Annotated in this window: 13 protein-coding genes; 7 read left to right on the top strand and 6 right to left on the bottom strand. The window is 35.4% G+C overall.

All coding sequences use genetic code 11. From position 1 onward, the window contains the following. The first annotated feature begins 157 nt into the window (after positions 1–157). Positions 158–1,081, top strand: a complete 924-nt coding sequence (locus tag A8B35_RS17335; protein ID WP_068474552.1) for a polysaccharide pyruvyl transferase family protein — start codon at positions 158–160, stop codon at positions 1,079–1,081. 131 nt (positions 1,082–1,212) lie between these two features. Then, positions 1,213–1,944: a CDP-alcohol phosphatidyltransferase family protein gene (locus tag A8B35_RS17330; RefSeq protein WP_171973233.1), complete on the top strand. Its 732-nt coding sequence runs from the start codon at positions 1,213–1,215 to the stop codon at positions 1,942–1,944. A gap of 151 nt (positions 1,945–2,095) precedes the next feature. Here A8B35_RS17330 and A8B35_RS17325 read toward each other — a convergent pair whose 3' ends face one another. The 6 genes from A8B35_RS17325 to carB form a co-directional block, all read right to left on the bottom strand. Further along, positions 2,096–2,722, bottom strand: a complete 627-nt coding sequence (locus tag A8B35_RS17325) for a hypothetical protein (RefSeq protein ID WP_068474549.1) — start codon at positions 2,720–2,722, stop codon at positions 2,096–2,098. A 415-nt stretch (positions 2,723–3,137) separates the two neighbouring features. Then, positions 3,138–3,842: a class I SAM-dependent methyltransferase gene (locus A8B35_RS17320; RefSeq protein WP_068474546.1), complete on the bottom strand. Its 705-nt coding sequence runs from the start codon at positions 3,840–3,842 to the stop codon at positions 3,138–3,140. Continuing rightward, a complete protein-coding gene (locus tag A8B35_RS17315) occupies positions 3,832–4,626 on the bottom strand; it encodes a dCTP deaminase (RefSeq protein WP_068474543.1) in 795 nt (264 codons plus the stop codon). The genes A8B35_RS17320 and A8B35_RS17315 overlap by 11 nt, the downstream gene beginning before the upstream one ends. Positions 4,627–5,055: 429 nt before the next feature. Continuing rightward, positions 5,056–5,322 (bottom strand): hypothetical protein, encoded by a 267-nt coding sequence (locus A8B35_RS17310; protein ID WP_068474540.1) that lies wholly within the window; start codon positions 5,320–5,322, stop codon positions 5,056–5,058. Further along, positions 5,289–5,462: a hypothetical protein gene (locus A8B35_RS23405; RefSeq protein WP_171973232.1), complete on the bottom strand. Its 174-nt coding sequence runs from the start codon at positions 5,460–5,462 to the stop codon at positions 5,289–5,291. Before A8B35_RS23405 ends, A8B35_RS17310 begins: the two co-directional genes overlap by 34 nt. A 1,030-nt stretch (positions 5,463–6,492) precedes the next feature. Next, complete coding sequence (gene carB / locus A8B35_RS17305) at positions 6,493–9,717, bottom strand: carbamoyl-phosphate synthase (glutamine-hydrolyzing) large subunit (RefSeq protein ID WP_068474536.1); 3,225 nt, start codon at positions 9,715–9,717, stop codon at positions 6,493–6,495. A 272-nt stretch (positions 9,718–9,989) separates the two neighbouring features. Here carB and A8B35_RS17300 point away from each other — a divergent pair, with 272 nt between their 5' ends. The 5 genes from A8B35_RS17300 (at position 9,990) to A8B35_RS17280 (ending at position 14,776) form a co-directional block, all read left to right on the top strand. Then, positions 9,990–10,472, top strand: coding sequence for an arginine repressor (locus A8B35_RS17300; RefSeq protein WP_068474534.1), 483 nt, complete (start codon positions 9,990–9,992; stop codon positions 10,470–10,472). Positions 10,473–10,495: 23 nt separating this feature from the next. After that, positions 10,496–11,182 carry a GNAT family N-acetyltransferase gene (locus tag A8B35_RS17295; RefSeq protein ID WP_068474531.1) on the top strand — a complete coding sequence of 229 codons (687 nt, stop codon included), beginning with the start codon at positions 10,496–10,498 and terminating at the stop codon, positions 11,180–11,182. A 57-nt stretch (positions 11,183–11,239) separates the two neighbouring features. After that, positions 11,240–12,442, top strand: coding sequence for an argininosuccinate synthase (locus A8B35_RS17290; protein WP_068474529.1), 1,203 nt, complete (start codon positions 11,240–11,242; stop codon positions 12,440–12,442). Between the two features lie 109 nt (positions 12,443–12,551). Further along, the gene (argC, locus tag A8B35_RS17285) at positions 12,552–13,517 is read left to right on the top strand and encodes an N-acetyl-gamma-glutamyl-phosphate reductase (protein ID WP_068474527.1); all 966 of its coding nucleotides are present in this window, start codon (positions 12,552–12,554) and stop codon (positions 13,515–13,517) included. A gap of 134 nt (positions 13,518–13,651) precedes the next feature. After that, the gene (locus A8B35_RS17280) at positions 13,652–14,776 is read left to right on the top strand and encodes an aspartate aminotransferase family protein (RefSeq protein WP_068474524.1); all 1,125 of its coding nucleotides are present in this window, start codon (positions 13,652–13,654) and stop codon (positions 14,774–14,776) included. Positions 14,777–14,781: the final 5 nt, after the last annotated feature.

Below are 14,781 nucleotides of genomic sequence, written 5' to 3'. Positions count from 1 at the left end.
CATTCTGCGGTTTATAATCGCCAAAGCATTAATAGGTAAAGGCTTTAAGAAACATTTTCTGTGCTTTATGTAATTTAAAGCTCCATTTATAAAGAATATGCATAAGCAATCTAATTAATAATGATATTAGCAATTCTTATTATAAGCCAATACTGATATGAATTTTAATTTAGTAGAATACCTAAAGCAGTTAAACAAAGAGTTTGGAGTGTTGTATTACTCGCCAAATCCGGGTAATGCAGGAGATGCAATCATTGCTTTGGGTACCTTTCATTTTTTCGAGAAGCACAATATTAAATATGAATATATCAACGACCCATTAAGTTTTAATTCCGAGAATAAATTAGTGGCTTATGGTGGTGGAGGTAATTTGGTGAAGAATTATAATCATGCTAAAAAGTTTATTACAAAACATGCTGCAAAAGCCAACAAGTTTGTGCTGCTGCCACACACTGTAAACGATCATAAAGAACTGTTGGAAAACCTGCCAAGTACAGTTGATATTATCGTTAGAGAGCAAATCAGTTATAACTATTTAAAAGATATCAACATGGCCGCAAATGTTTATTTGTCGCACGATATGGCTTTTCATCTCGATATCAACAAAATCCTCTCCTTTAAAACAAAATCACCCATTCATATCCTTCTTTTAAAGGTATTTTATAAGTTAATAGCTAGCAAAAAAGGCAGCGAACTCCCCAATTATAACAAGTACGTGCAGAGTATAAATCATGAACAACAATTGATTCAACTCACTAAAAAATCAACGCCAGATACCCTCGTGTGTTTTAGAGAGGATGAAGAAAAAACAGACATAGATCTGCCAGTAAATAATATCGATTTGTCTCAGGTTTACATGTTCGGAACTCATAATTTAGGCTTATTAAACTATTCTACTTACAAGTTTGTAAACCTGATTAATAAATTCAGTGTGGTTCGTACCAATCGCTTGCATGTGGCCATAACAGCCTCAATGTTGGGTAAGGAAGTCTATCTGTACGCAAATAATTATTATAAAAATAAAGCCATTTATGAGCACTCTTTAAAAAGTGAATTTCCAAACACCCATTTTGTCGATTAACTCTTAATCAAACACTATAAATACTATTCAGAAAATGTTTAAGCTATCGTCCGCTTGCAATTGTACATAGTGTTTACTGTTTGTGCTTACACAATATCTTTTTACATTTGCTGCAAACAAAATAGCATCCCATGACAATCAAAAATCATATCCCAAATTTTATAACCAGCCTTAATGTATTATGCGGCGCACTAGCGGCTTTCGCCGGCTTTCAAGGTTTATTGCCCCAGGCTACCATTCTTATTTTCTTGGCTTCGCTTTTCGATTTTTCCGATGGACTTGCAGCCCGTGCTCTTAAGGCCTATTCGCCAATGGGCAAGGAACTCGATTCATTGGCCGATATGCTTAGTTTCGGATTTGCCCCAATGGTATTGCTGCACATGATGCTGAAGTACATTATTCTAGGTTCATTTTCTGCCGATACCCTAGCTGCCCAGCCTGCTCAAATAGCTATTATCTTGTCTCCTTTTTTAGTGACTGTTTTTTCGGCCTTGCGATTGGCTAAATTTAATGTAGATACCCGCCAAAGCGAAAGCTTCATCGGGTTAACCACCACCGCAACAGGCTTGTTTTTGTCTGCTTTAGCTTATGATTTTACTAATGGCGATGGATGGTTGCACACACTTATTCACAATCAATGGTTGCTATTGGCTTTTGTGCCCGTATTCAGTTTCCTATTGGTTTCCGAAATACCTATGTTCTCGCTCAAATTCAAAAACCTCTCTCTAAAAGATAATGTTGATAAGTATTTACTTTTGGCCGTGAGTCTCTTCTTCTTAATCACCAACGGAGTAGGCGGAATAGCCATTACCATTGCCCTATACGTTCTTTTTTCTCTTGTAAAACTTTTATTTAAAAGATAGGGTGTGCCCCTGCGGGTCGCACTTTCCGCTGTATCTTTGTTTCGCCATAATGGGCTCACAAAGGATGCCGCTGCAATTGCTCACACAAGAACCTGCAGTGGGATTTATTGGGGTTTGTGGTGATTACGAAAAAGAGTGCAGCTTCCTTATTTTAAAACTGAAAGCCAATAAAGAACCAAATATTATTCACAAAAAAATGGCGGTTTACTGTTGAGTCGCCTAGTTTAGTTTCTTCAAGCGGGTTCAGGTAAAACCTAAAAGGGAGTTCAAAATAATAGTAAAGACCTTTCACTTTAAATAGATTGGTATCTCTATACCCAACGCTGAAGCCCAAAGTTGGTGAGAAGTGCTCAACAGATTCATCTAACTCAGTGTGTTCATAATAATCATTAACATAGCCTCCAAGAGCGCCAGCATAAATACCTTTATATACGGGTATATTGTAAATCAGGTCATAGCTTTTAATCAAACCACGTACATTATGGCCATCAACGGCATTTGCAAAATTACTCGATAAGTGTTTTTCTGTAGCCTTTATGTTATTATACACAAACCTTAGCATGTGTTGGTTTTTAAACCTTAGTCCAATTTCACCACTAAAGTTCTGAAATTGATTAAATGCCATTTCGCCTAATCCATAAGCTATAAAGTAGTTAATGGCGCAGCTATCCCGTATGGCTTTATTATTACTAAGATCTTGCTTTCTCCGTGTTTTCTGTTGACATACAACATTGATAAGGCAGAAACACAAAACTAATATTGATGCTATCTTCTTCATAATTAAGGTTTATTCAAAAGTATATGTGCCAATATATCAAAATCATAAATACTTTGCATTGAATGCGGGTATTACTTAATTTTCAGTATGACGTATTAAGACCAAAAGCGCCTCGTCATGGCGAGGCGAGATGCAAAATGCCTTAATATTGTTTCGTTCCTCGCTAAAGCTACTGAACGAGTCCTCGCATTGCTAGCGCGAGCTTTTAGCTCGTGACTGCAGAATAATTTCAACTTTAATCATGTTAAATTCATTACCTCGCTCGCGCGGACTAAGCGCAGCGTAATTCGTGAAACATTTATATTGAAAGACTATCTGTTACAAACCCTTACTTTTTATTTTAATTGCTAACTTCTTTTAAATGTAAATCCTTAATCCTTTACTTAACGCTTATTGCACGTATTAGAAATTCGCGCTAGATCCTTATGCATTTTTTTATTATTGTATAGTAAAAAATTGGTGTGTCTTGAAATAGTAAATTAGGGAATTCATCTAGAAGCGTTTGATCTAATAATTGATTAACATATATCTCTTTAAATTCAATTATTTCAAAACCATAATTATGAATATGGTCTTTGATGCTTTTAATTGAGTGTTTATATGTTTCTATATGAATTTTCCTTTTATCAAATGGAATATTAGTATCTGTATAATTATGTAAGGGGTGAATATCAGAGATAAAACATTGGCCATTTTCTTTTAGGATATTAGAGAAGGTTTTAAATGCAAGCCCTATGTTTTTAATATTTGAGAGTACTCTGTTACAAGTTATCCAATCAAAATTGTTATGGTAAAAATTTTGTTTAGAGATGTCTAATTCACGACAAGTGAGTTGTTTGTTAAGGATGTAATATTCGAACTTTCTACTACAGATACGTAACATTTTATCACTATTGTCAACAGCAATTACCTTATGTCCAAATTTTAGTATAGGGAACAATGTATTTCCACTACCAGTGCCAGCATCGAGTCCTATACCTACATTTAATTTGCTTATCCAATTTTCTATAAGTGGAAGCTCATTTTTATGCCAGAATTTTTGCCATTTCCATGAGTCATATTGTTCAGCAACCTTGTTGTAACCATCTTTTGAATAGTATATTAAATTTTTATTTGTCAATGTTTTCTGTGTTTATCAATTGTTCTAAGCTATCAATCTGATTCTGCAAATTTATATAATTATTGTTGTCTTCTTTTAGCTTCTTAAATTCTTCAATTGCTTTTTTAACCTCATATTGTTCATATCTATATATTCGACCTGTTTTTTCCCAAATCCATTTAGAAAAAAGAGGTTCTAATGTTGAAAATAGAATCAATATACCAATAAGTATGCTTCCTAAAACAATTTGTGATTTCACTTTACCAAATACTTTATTCGAAATTTTAGTTTCTAAGCCTTTTATATTTAAGAATGAATTATGATATCTCCTAGCACTACGCTTAAGGTCATTTCTGTATCGGTTTTCTTCAATCTTGATTGCAGACGCGTTTTGTGGAATCTGACTTGTTTTAAAAAAATTGATTCTTACAATCTCTTGGTTTTCATAAATGACAATTGGTTCTGCAGAAAAGTTTAGTAATATACAACTTAAGTAGCCCTCGTAACCAGCCTCAATCATACTAGCATTAATGAGTAATATACCTTGCGATGAAATTGTATGTAATGCAGAATACGATGCGGTGAGATCCTGCTGTATTTTCACTTTCTCTTTAGATTTAATTATTACGACTTCTGCAGGTTCCAAGAAGTATCCATCGCCATTATAAATGTTTCCACTTTTTGGTTCAATAATCTCTCCTATTCTGATTTTATAGGATGTATTGTTTAGGCTGGATGCTTCGAATGGTTCAATTAATTGATTTGCAGATACGCGATGCGTGATTTCGGTATTACTTAGTATCATTTATTGAAAGTTAAAAGTTTATATGAGTAAAAATAAAAAAAACAAGAATACTCTTTTATGTGTTTTTACTTAAAATCAAATATCAATTAGGTGATTATGAAAACTAATCTGTTCCTAGAGAATTATTTCTATCGAAACTTTAGTCTTTTCATTTATTCAGATGTCTTCCATAATATTAACTAATGATTTTGGATGTATCTTCATGAAATCTAACATGAGAATAAAACATTCGAGTAGTATTCCCATTTTATCACAAATTCAAATGTAACAAATCCACTTGATAAAATGCTATTAAACAATAATATCTCCCTTGTGAATATGCGTCAATATAAATCTCACCCTTTCACTTTAATTGCTCAATTTCCTTAAACGAAAAAAGCAAGAACCCCATTTTTAGAGTTCTTGCTTTAAAACAATTAATTTGCCAACTTAATTCAATCCTGCCACAACCTTTTTAAAATTATAATTTCGTTTTTGTGCCTCATCATCAGCATAAATAACCTTGCCAATTTTACAAATATCGCTCACTTGTTTATAAATATCATTAATGGCTTCTATCTGCTCATTGGTAAGTTTTTTAGTGTTTTTCTTTACTTCCTGAGACGTATTGGCTTCAATAATTTTGGGAGTTAAAGCAATAAGCTTATTGATAACCTCGGTATCTAAACCATTTGAGTAAATGTATCGCTTAGCCATACATGATTTTCGCTTATGGCACTCAGCAAATCCATAGTTGCTGCTTGCTGCTTTTTGGTAACACCTCTAAAAAATTCTTGATACCTAATGGTATCTAAACACTCTTGAGCGCTAGCAGGATCAAAGTTCACGTCTATCATAACATTTAAGCGTCTTATTAACGAGAAAGCTTCTTCAATATGATTAGTCGCAGGCTTTGCGAATTGTATTATATGCCTAAATTTTTACTTCGTGTGATGTAAATGCCTAATCGCAGCCGATAATGTCTCGCTCTTTTGCTTTGTTGATAAAGTAGTATTACTTACTCACTCCATCTTAAAAAGGCAGCTAATGTGCTCAATATATTAGTGTTTACTGCTGTCTATTTATTCGTAGTTCCTGACTAGTATATCGACTTGTTAATAAGTGCAGAACCGAATTTTTACCCATGTTCTGTTTAAACGTAGTTATCAAACATTCGCGTTTGGCTATTAGTAGTTTTTAAGAGAGGTTATTTCCATTTAACCCAAATTCTTGCATATATATTAACAGTGAAACCATTGAAAGATAATATTATATTATTAATCATGTAGGGTTTCAATTGTTCTAAGTTTTGAACAGTGATATCTATTACAGTTTTATAACTTTATAGAAGATATTATATTTTTCAACAGATAGTTAATATTTTTGTGTGAGCGATTGCAACGGCATCCTTTGGGAGCCCATTATGGCGACTAAAGATATAGTGGAAAGCGCGGCCCGAGCTTAATACCGCTGAAGTTATTGACAAATGTGCTGACGAGGGACACACCCTGAAAATAGCTTTTAGTTAGAAGGCTGAAATGTTTGTGTTTGTGCCTTGAGATCGCTTCTTGCATCGCGATGACGTAATATCGTGTAGGCGCCTCGTCACAGCGAGGAACGTGGCTGTCTCAAGGTATCCTGTATAAGTAATGTGCTGTGTTTATAATTTGTAGGGATTAGTTGTAAGGCTGAAGTGTTTGTGTTTATGCTTTGAGATCGTTTAAATTATAAGTGTTAAGTTATAAATGATAAACGGGAATTACTGTGCATATTGATACTGTAAATTCCGTTTATAACTTATCATTTATAACTTCTAAGTTTTCGGCATAAAAAAAGCCGCTACACATAATGTGCAGCGGCTATTACAAATTTATTGTAAGAAGGGCATTATTTATATTCTTGCCAGCTTTTGATGGTAATATCCTCTTTACCCATTTTAGCAAAGGCTCTGATGAAAGCGCCCGCTAAACGTGCATTGGTAACCAATGGAATATTAAAATCGATAGCTCCACGACGGATTTTATAACCGTTGTTAAGCTCGTTAGTAGAAAGATTTTTAGGAATATTAATAACTAAATCCATTTTCTTCTCTCTAATTAACTCTAAAGCATTTGGCTCTTTACCTTCGTCGCTTGGCCAGTAAACCAACTCAGTTTCTACGCCGTTTTCGGCAAAGAATTTCTGTGTTCCACTAGTGGCAAATAGGTTGTATCCTTTTTCTTTAAGTATTTTAACGGCGCTCAATAGTTCCATTTTAGAACGTAGTGGACCTGCCGAAATTAATACGTTTTTCTCAGGAATTGTATAACCTACAGAAAGCATTGAAGTAAGGATAGCCTCGTCGAAGTTATCGCCAATACAACCTACTTCACCTGTTGATGACATATCAACACCTAACACAGGATCGGCTTTTGCTAAACGTGCAAAAGAGAATTGTGAGGCTTTGATACCTACATAATCAACATCGAATAAGTTTTTGCTTGGTTTTTCAACCTCCATACCCAACATTACTTTAGTGGCTAAATCGATAAGATTTACCTTAAGTATTTTAGATACGAATGGGAAACTACGCGATGCTCTTAGGTTACACTCAATTACTTTAAGTTCGTTGTTTTTACCTAAAATTTGCATGTTGAATGGTCCTGAGATGTTTAATGCTTTCGCAATCTCACGAGCAATTTTCTTCACACGACGCATCGTTTCAATATATAGTTTTTGCGGAGGGAATACGATGGTCGCATCACCAGAGTGAACTCCGGCAAACTCAACGTGCTCCGAAATAGCGTAAGCTACTAACTCACCATCTTTAGCTACAGCATCTACTTCAATCTCTTTGGCTTCTTCGATAAACTCAGAAACTACAACAGGATATTCTTTAGATACGTTGGCTGCTAATGTAAGGAAGTGCTCTAACTCGTCTTTGTTACTTACCACATTCATGGCAGCACCCGAAAGTACGTAACTAGGGCGAACCAATACTGGGAAGCCTACTTCATCAACAAAAGTGAAGATGTCTTCAATAGATGTTAACTCGTTCCAACGTGGCTGATCAATTCCTAAACCATCTAACATGGCAGAGAATTTCTGACGGTTCTCAGCTCCATCAATGTTTTGTGCCGATGTTCCTAAAATAGGTACATTTTGAGCATCTAACTTCATGGCCAAGTTGTTAGGAATTTGACCTCCCACAGATACGATAACACCTTTTGGTGCTTCAAGATCGATGATATCTAATGTGCGCTCTAACGAAAGCTCATCAAAATATAAACGATCACACATGTCATAATCAGTACTTACCGTTTCAGGGTTGTAGTTAATCATAACTGAACGATGCTTCTGCTCGCGGATAGTGTTAAGTGCATTTACACTACACCAGTCAAACTCAACAGAAGAACCAATACGGTATGCACCCGAACCTAATACAATTACTGATTTGCCATCAGCTTCGTAATCGATATCGTGCTCGCTACCGCTATAAGTTAAGTACAAGTAGTTAATTTGTGCAGGGAATTCACCAGCCATGGTGTCAATCTGCTTCACTACTGGTAATATATTACGTTTTTTACGCTCAGCTCTTACTTTTAATAAGTCGTCGCCAATAACTTCGCTTGTGCTCTTAAATACAGAACGTGCTACTTGGAAATCGGAGAAACCTGAACGTTTTGCGTTTCTTAATAAGTCCGAAGGAAGTGCCTCAAGCTTATCAAATGCTTTTAATTCTGTTTCAATGTTGCTGATGTTCTTTAATTTCTCAAGGAACCAGTGGTCAATTCTACTTAGTTTGTGAATTTCTTCAACTGTCATTCCCATTTGGAATGCCTCAGCAATAGCATAAATACGTTGGTCGGTAGGTTCTGCTAATTCTGTTTTAACATCAATTCCTTTTAAAGGCTGATTGGCAACAAAACCGTGCATTCCTTGTCCAATCATACGTAAACCTTTTTGGATAGCCTCCTCAAAAGTACGACCGATAGACATAATCTCACCAACTGATTTCATACTTGAACCAATTTGCTTGCTTACACCGTTGAATTTATTTAAATCCCAACGTGGTATTTTACAAACAACGTAATCTAATGCAGGCTCAAAGAATGTAGAGGTAGTTTTAGTTACCGAGTTTTTAAGCTCGTGTAAGCCATATCCTAAACCTAATTTAGCAGCCACAAATGCCAATGGGTAACCTGTAGCTTTAGAGGCTAATGCCGATGAACGTGATAAACGAGCATTTACCTCAATAACTCTGTAATCTTCAGAGTAAGGATCTAATGCATATTGAACATTACACTCACCAACTACTCCGATATGACGGATAATTTTAATAGCTAACTCACGTAATTTATGATATTCAGAGTTCGATAAAGTCTGAGAAGGTGCAATTACAATACTTTCACCGGTGTGGATACCTAGTGGATCAAAGTTCTCCATATTACAAACTGTAATACAGTTGTTGTGGCGGTCACGCACAACTTCGTACTCAACTTCTTTCCATCCCTTAAGTGATTCTTCAACCAATATCTGATCAGAGTATGAGAAAGCATTTTCGGCACGTTCAACCAACTCTTCTCTGTTGTAACAGAAACCAGAACCCATACCTCCTAATGTAAACGCAGCGCGCACAATAATAGGAAAGCCAATTTCGTCAGAAGCTTTTAAAGCATCCTCAACCGAACCTACAGCTACACTAATAGGGGTTTTTACATCAATTTCTCTTAGTTTGTTGGCGAAAATCTCTCTATCCTCAGTGTTAATGATAGATTGTACTGGCGTACCTAATACCTCAAGGTTGTACTTTTCAAGAGTACCAGCTAAATATAGCTTGGTTCCACAGTTAAGAGCTGTTTGACCTCCAAAAGCTAATAATATACCTTGTGGTTTTTCTTTTTTAATTACCTCTTCTACAAAATAAGGGGTAACTGGTAAAAAGTAAATTTTGTCGGCAATGTTTTCCGAAGTTTGAACGGTAGCAATGTTCGGATTAACCAATACCGTTTCGATACCTTCTTCTTTTAATGCTTTTAGGGCTTGCGATCCCGAATAGTCAAACTCTCCGGCTTCTCCAATCTTAAGCGCGCCTGATCCAAGGATAATTACCTTTTTAATCTCTTTGTTCATCTTTTTGGCTATTATGAAATTGATGTATTCTTATGCATCTTTAATGGAAATTAACAAAAAAGGTTCACCGTTGTAAACTTCAATTTACCTGTTAATCTCAGAAATGGACATGACAAAAAGAGGCTCTAAATTGTCTTTGTTGCTGTAAAATAGAGTCTTCTGTGATAATCCTGTTTCTTTATCGGATGCAAAAATACAAATAATTATCAATTATTATTTGATTATTTTAAAAAAGTGAATAAATTTGCATTGCATATGAATAAATATACAAAATGAAGATAAAGGCACAACGATTATCTGAGATTAAAAATATCATTAACAATCAGAAAGTGGGTAGCCAAGAGGAATTGTTATCTCTTCTTGGGGAATCTGGTTTTCTGACAACTCAGGCTACTTTATCTAGAGACTTAAAGTTTTTAAAGGTATCAAAGGTGCCTGATTCGGAGAAGGGATATATTTATGAATTGCCCAATTCTGCTGCATCAAAAGTAGTGGAAGAGGATTTACATGAGGATTTTCCGCTTTCGGGAGTGGAATCCATTGATTTCTCAGGTAATATGGCTGTAATTAAAACCCGACCAGGGTTTGCTGCAAGTATTGCTTCGGTGATTGATAGTCATGAGCCCTATGAGATATTAGGTACAATTGCAGGTGATGATACTATTTTGCTAATCTCCAGAGAGGGTATTGCAAAAGGTTATGTGGTGGATGCCTTATCGATGTTTATCCCGGGAGTGAAAAATAAAGTGTTGTAGAGTTTAGGTATATAATATATATAATGTCTAGCGAGTTTAATATAGAGGTTGCCCAAAAGGAGCATTTAGATTATGTGGATGTAATTTTACAAACCATAGCTGATGCTGCAAAGGTGCGTGGAACAGGTATTGCGAAGCGTAGTCCGGGTTACATTATTCAGAAAATAAATGAAGGGAAGGCCATTATTGCGCTTGACCCGGATGGTATTTTCGCAGGTTTCTGTTACGTAGAGTCATGGGGGCACAATCGATTTGTGGCTAACTCAGGGTTAATAGTTGCTGATGCTTTTAGAGGTTTAGGTTTAGCGAAGGCCATTAAAGCGAAAGCTTTTGAAGTGTCTCGTGAGATGTTTCCAAAAGCCAAGTTGTTCGGATTAACAACCGGGTTGGCTGTAATGAAGATTAATTCCGAGTTAGGATATAAGCCCGTTACATTTTCTGAGTTAACGGATGATGAAATGTTTTGGAAGGGTTGCCAAAGTTGTGTGAATTACGATATTTTGGTTCGTACCAACCGAAGACATTGTTTGTGCACGGGTATGCTTTTCGATCCTGAAAAGGATAATAAGAAAGATGAGCCTGCTAAAAGCCTTGGTGTTTATGACAGGTGGTTGCAGTTAAAGCAATCGATCTTTCTTAAGGGCGGTTCTAAAAGAAATAAGTTTTCGTACCTAAAGAGATTGCAGGCTAAATTTATAGCCTTGTTTTAAAAATAATGAGAATACAGTTTTGTATCGTAATAGATACAATAGATAAAAATATATATAATGGAAAAGGTTGTTTTAGCTTTTAGTGGTGGTTTAGATACGTCGTTTTGCGTAAAGTACTTAAAGCACGAAAAGAATTTAGATATTTATTCAGCAATTGCCAATACAGGTGGTTTTTCTGATGATGAATTGGTTAATATCGAAAAAGGGGCTTATGATTTAGGTGTAACTAAGCATGTGGCTCTTGATGTAACTGATGTGTATTACAGAAACTGTATTCGCTACATGATTTATGGTAATATCTTAAAAAACAATACTTATCCATTATCAGTAAGTTCTGAGCGTATTTTCCAAGCTTATGCAATTGTTGATTATGCTCGTAAAATTGGGGCAAAATATATTGCTCATGGTAGTACGGGTGCTGGTAACGATCAAATTCGTTTTGATTTAACATTCCAAATTATTGCGCCTGAGATTGAAATAATTACTCCTATTCGCGATTTAACGTTATCGCGCGAAGCGGAAATTGATTATTTAAAGAAGCATGGCGTTGTTAAGGACTGGAAAAAGATGGATTATTCTATCAACAAAGGTCTTTGGGGAACTAGTATAGGAGGTAAAGAAACCTTAACTACAAACGAAACTTTACCAGAAGAGGCTTATCCATCTCAATTGCAGAAAGAAGACTCTGAAGAGTTGGTTATTGAATTTGCAAAGGGTGAAATTTCTACAGTTAACGGAGAAAGTTTTGCCACAGGAATTGATGCCATCAGAAAAATTGAAGAAATAGGTTCGGCATATGCTATCGGAAGAGATACTCACGTTGGAGATACCATAATAGGTATTAAAGGGCGTGTTGGTTTTGAGGCTGCAGCGCCATTGTTAATAATAAAGGCACACCACTTATTAGAGAAGCATACTTTAACCAAGTGGCAAATGTACTGGAAAGAGCAATTGAGTAATTGGTATGGTATGTTATTGCACGAAGCACAATATACAGAGCCTGTAATGCGCGATATAGAGAAATTCTTAGATAACTCTCAAGAAAACGTAAATGGTAAAGTAATTATGAAATTACACCCTTATCGTTTTGAGTTGGTAGGAATTGAATCGGATAACGATTTAATGAACTCTGGTTTCGGTGATTATGGCGAAATTAACAAAGGTTGGTCTGGTGATGACGTAAAAGGATTTACATCAATATTAGGTAATCAACTAAAAATATTTAACAAGGTTAATAAAGGATCTTTAGATATTAACTAATCAAGCATTAGTGCATTAATTAAGTTTTTAAGTAGAGGTTAGAAGGTGATTCAGGTTTTGCTACGGATTCATCTGAATCATTTTCTACCTCGTTTATTAAGATATAGAAATGATAAAAGTAGGTATTGTTGGTGGAGCAGGTTATACTGCAGGTGAGTTATTGAGAATCTTAATTTGTCATCCCGAAGTAGATATTACCTGTATACAAAGTACAAGTAATGCTGGAAATGCTGTTTCATCAGTACATACAGACTTGTTGGGAGATACAGAACTAAGTTTTGTGGCTGATTTAGATACTAGCGTAGTTGATGTTATTTTCCTTTGTATGGGACATGGAAAATCTGTTGAGTTTTTAACAGAGAATACGATTCCTGCACATATCAAAATTGTGGATTTAAGTCACGACTACCGTTTAAAGCGTGATGGTAACGATTTTATTTACGGCTTGCCCGAGTTAAATCGTGAAGAGATTAAGAAGTCAACAAAAATTGCAAATCCAGGATGTTTTGCAACGGCTATTCAGTTTGCCTTATTGCCATTAGCTTCGGCAAAAGCGTTAAACGAAGTGCACGTAAATGCCATAACAGGTTCAACAGGTGCGGGGCAAAAGCCTACTGCGACTTCTCATTTTAGTTGGAGAAATAGTAATGTATCGGTTTATAAAGCATTTGCACATCAGCATTTAGGCGAGATAAAACAATCTTTATCTCAATTGCAAGAAGGCTTTTCAGAGGCGGTTAATTTTATCCCTGTACGTGGTAATTTTACTCGTGGTATTATGGCTACGGCTTATGCCGAGACTGATTTATCAGAAGAAGAAGTAATTAAATTATATAAGACTTATTATAAAGATCATCCGTTTGTGATAGTATCCGATGTTAACCCGCATTTAAAGCAGGTGGTTAACACAAATAAGGGTATTGTTTATGTAGAGAAGCATGATGGGAAGGTATTAATCATTAGTATGATTGATAATCTAATAAAGGGAGCTTCAGGACAAGCGGTTCAGAATATGAATTTAATGTTTGGTTTAGAGGAAACAACAGGCTTGCGTTTAAAGTCGGTTGGATTCTAAGCTTCCTAGATATTAAGTTAATAATAGTAAAAGACAATGCTGGAGAGTCTTGCAATACAAAAAGTATTGCAAGACTTTTTATTAATTGTCAATTAAAAACAAGCCATTTCGTAAATGGTATAAGTAGTTAAAATATGAAGTTGTTTGATGTATATCCATTGTTCGATATTGAGCCAGTAAAGGCACAAGGTTCTTATATATGGGATAAAGAAGGAAATAAATATCTCGATTTATATGGTGGTCATGCGGTAATTTCAATAGGTCATACGCATCCACATTATGTGAAACGAATATCAGATCAATTAAATAATATTGGTTTTTATTCTAATTCTGTTCAGAATCAACTTCAAAAAGATTTAGCCCAAAAGCTTGGCGAAGTATCGGGTTTACCTGATTACGATCTGTTTTTGTGTAATTCAGGAGCCGAAGCTGTTGAGAATGCATTGAAAGTAGCATCTTTCAAAACGGGTAATAAAAAAGTGATTTCCTTTAAAAAGGGATTTCATGGGCGAACATCTGCAGCAGTTGCAATTACTGATAATCCTAAGATTGTAGCGCCAATAAATGCCAATCACGAAAGTGTAATTTTGGAGTTAAACAACCTTGCTGCAGTTGAAGCAGAACTGAAGAAAGGGGATGTTTGCGCCGTAATTATCGAAGGTATTCAGGGAATAGGAGGTATTGTAGTACCTAATTCTTCATTTCTAGAAGGGTTAGGTGACATTTGCGAAAAGTACAATGCCATTCTTATTTTAGATGAAATACAATCAGGATATGGTAGATCAGGTAAATTTTTCGCTTTTCAGTATAGTAATGTTAAGCCCGATATAATTACAATGGCAAAAGGGATGGGTAACGGCTTTCCTATTGGCGGCGTTTTAATCTCTGAAAAGTTTGAGCCATGGTTTGGTATGTTAGGTACAACTTTCGGAGGTAATTACCTAGCTTGTGCTTCTGCATTAGCTGTTTTAGAGGTAATTGAAGAGGAAAAACTAGTTGAAAATTCTTTTGAGGTAGGAGAGTACTTAATTACTCGTGCAAAAAAAGAATTAAAAGATTGTGAAATAAGTGGTAACGGACTAATGATTGGTCTGAAATTTGCATATCCAATTGGTGATTTGAGAAAGCAACTTTTGTTTGAAGATAAAATCTTCACAGGAGTCTCAGGTACCAACATTATACGGATATTACCACCCCTTAATTTAACAAAGAAAGAAGCTGATTTATTTATGGATAAATTGGTCTCACGTTGTATATAATGGTG

The sequence above is a fragment of the Saccharicrinis aurantiacus genome (genome assembly GCF_001660705.2).
GTDB lineage: Bacteria > Bacteroidota > Bacteroidia > Bacteroidales > Marinilabiliaceae > Saccharicrinis > Saccharicrinis aurantiacus.
The sequence above is the reverse complement of the archived record's forward strand: the minus strand, read 5'-3'. Positions and strand labels throughout refer to the sequence as shown.

Excerpts from the sequence above, each read along its gene's own strand:
- A8B35_RS23405 (WP_171973232.1), bottom strand. The coding sequence starts at position 5,462 with ATGATAGACGTGAACTTTGATCCTGCTAGCGCTCAAGAGTGTTTAGAT.
- A8B35_RS17300 (WP_068474534.1), top strand. The coding sequence starts at position 9,990 with ATGAAGATAAAGGCACAACGATTATCTGAGATTAAAAATATCATTAAC.
- carB (WP_068474536.1), bottom strand. The coding sequence starts at position 9,717 with ATGAACAAAGAGATTAAAAAGGTAATTATCCTTGGATCAGGCGCGCTT.
- A8B35_RS17290 (WP_068474529.1), top strand. The coding sequence starts at position 11,240 with ATGGAAAAGGTTGTTTTAGCTTTTAGTGGTGGTTTAGATACGTCGTTT.
- A8B35_RS17310 (WP_068474540.1), bottom strand. The coding sequence starts at position 5,322 with ATGGCTAAGCGATACATTTACTCAAATGGTTTAGATACCGAGGTTATC.
- A8B35_RS17330 (WP_171973233.1), top strand. The coding sequence starts at position 1,213 with ATGACAATCAAAAATCATATCCCAAATTTTATAACCAGCCTTAATGTA.
- A8B35_RS17295 (WP_068474531.1), top strand. The coding sequence starts at position 10,496 with ATGTCTAGCGAGTTTAATATAGAGGTTGCCCAAAAGGAGCATTTAGAT.
- A8B35_RS17280 (WP_068474524.1), top strand. The coding sequence starts at position 13,652 with ATGAAGTTGTTTGATGTATATCCATTGTTCGATATTGAGCCAGTAAAG.
- A8B35_RS17325 (WP_068474549.1), bottom strand. The coding sequence starts at position 2,722 with ATGAAGAAGATAGCATCAATATTAGTTTTGTGTTTCTGCCTTATCAAT.
- A8B35_RS17335 (WP_068474552.1), top strand. The coding sequence starts at position 158 with ATGAATTTTAATTTAGTAGAATACCTAAAGCAGTTAAACAAAGAGTTT.
- argC (WP_068474527.1), top strand. The coding sequence starts at position 12,552 with ATGATAAAAGTAGGTATTGTTGGTGGAGCAGGTTATACTGCAGGTGAG.
- A8B35_RS17315 (WP_068474543.1), bottom strand. The coding sequence starts at position 4,626 with ATGATACTAAGTAATACCGAAATCACGCATCGCGTATCTGCAAATCAA.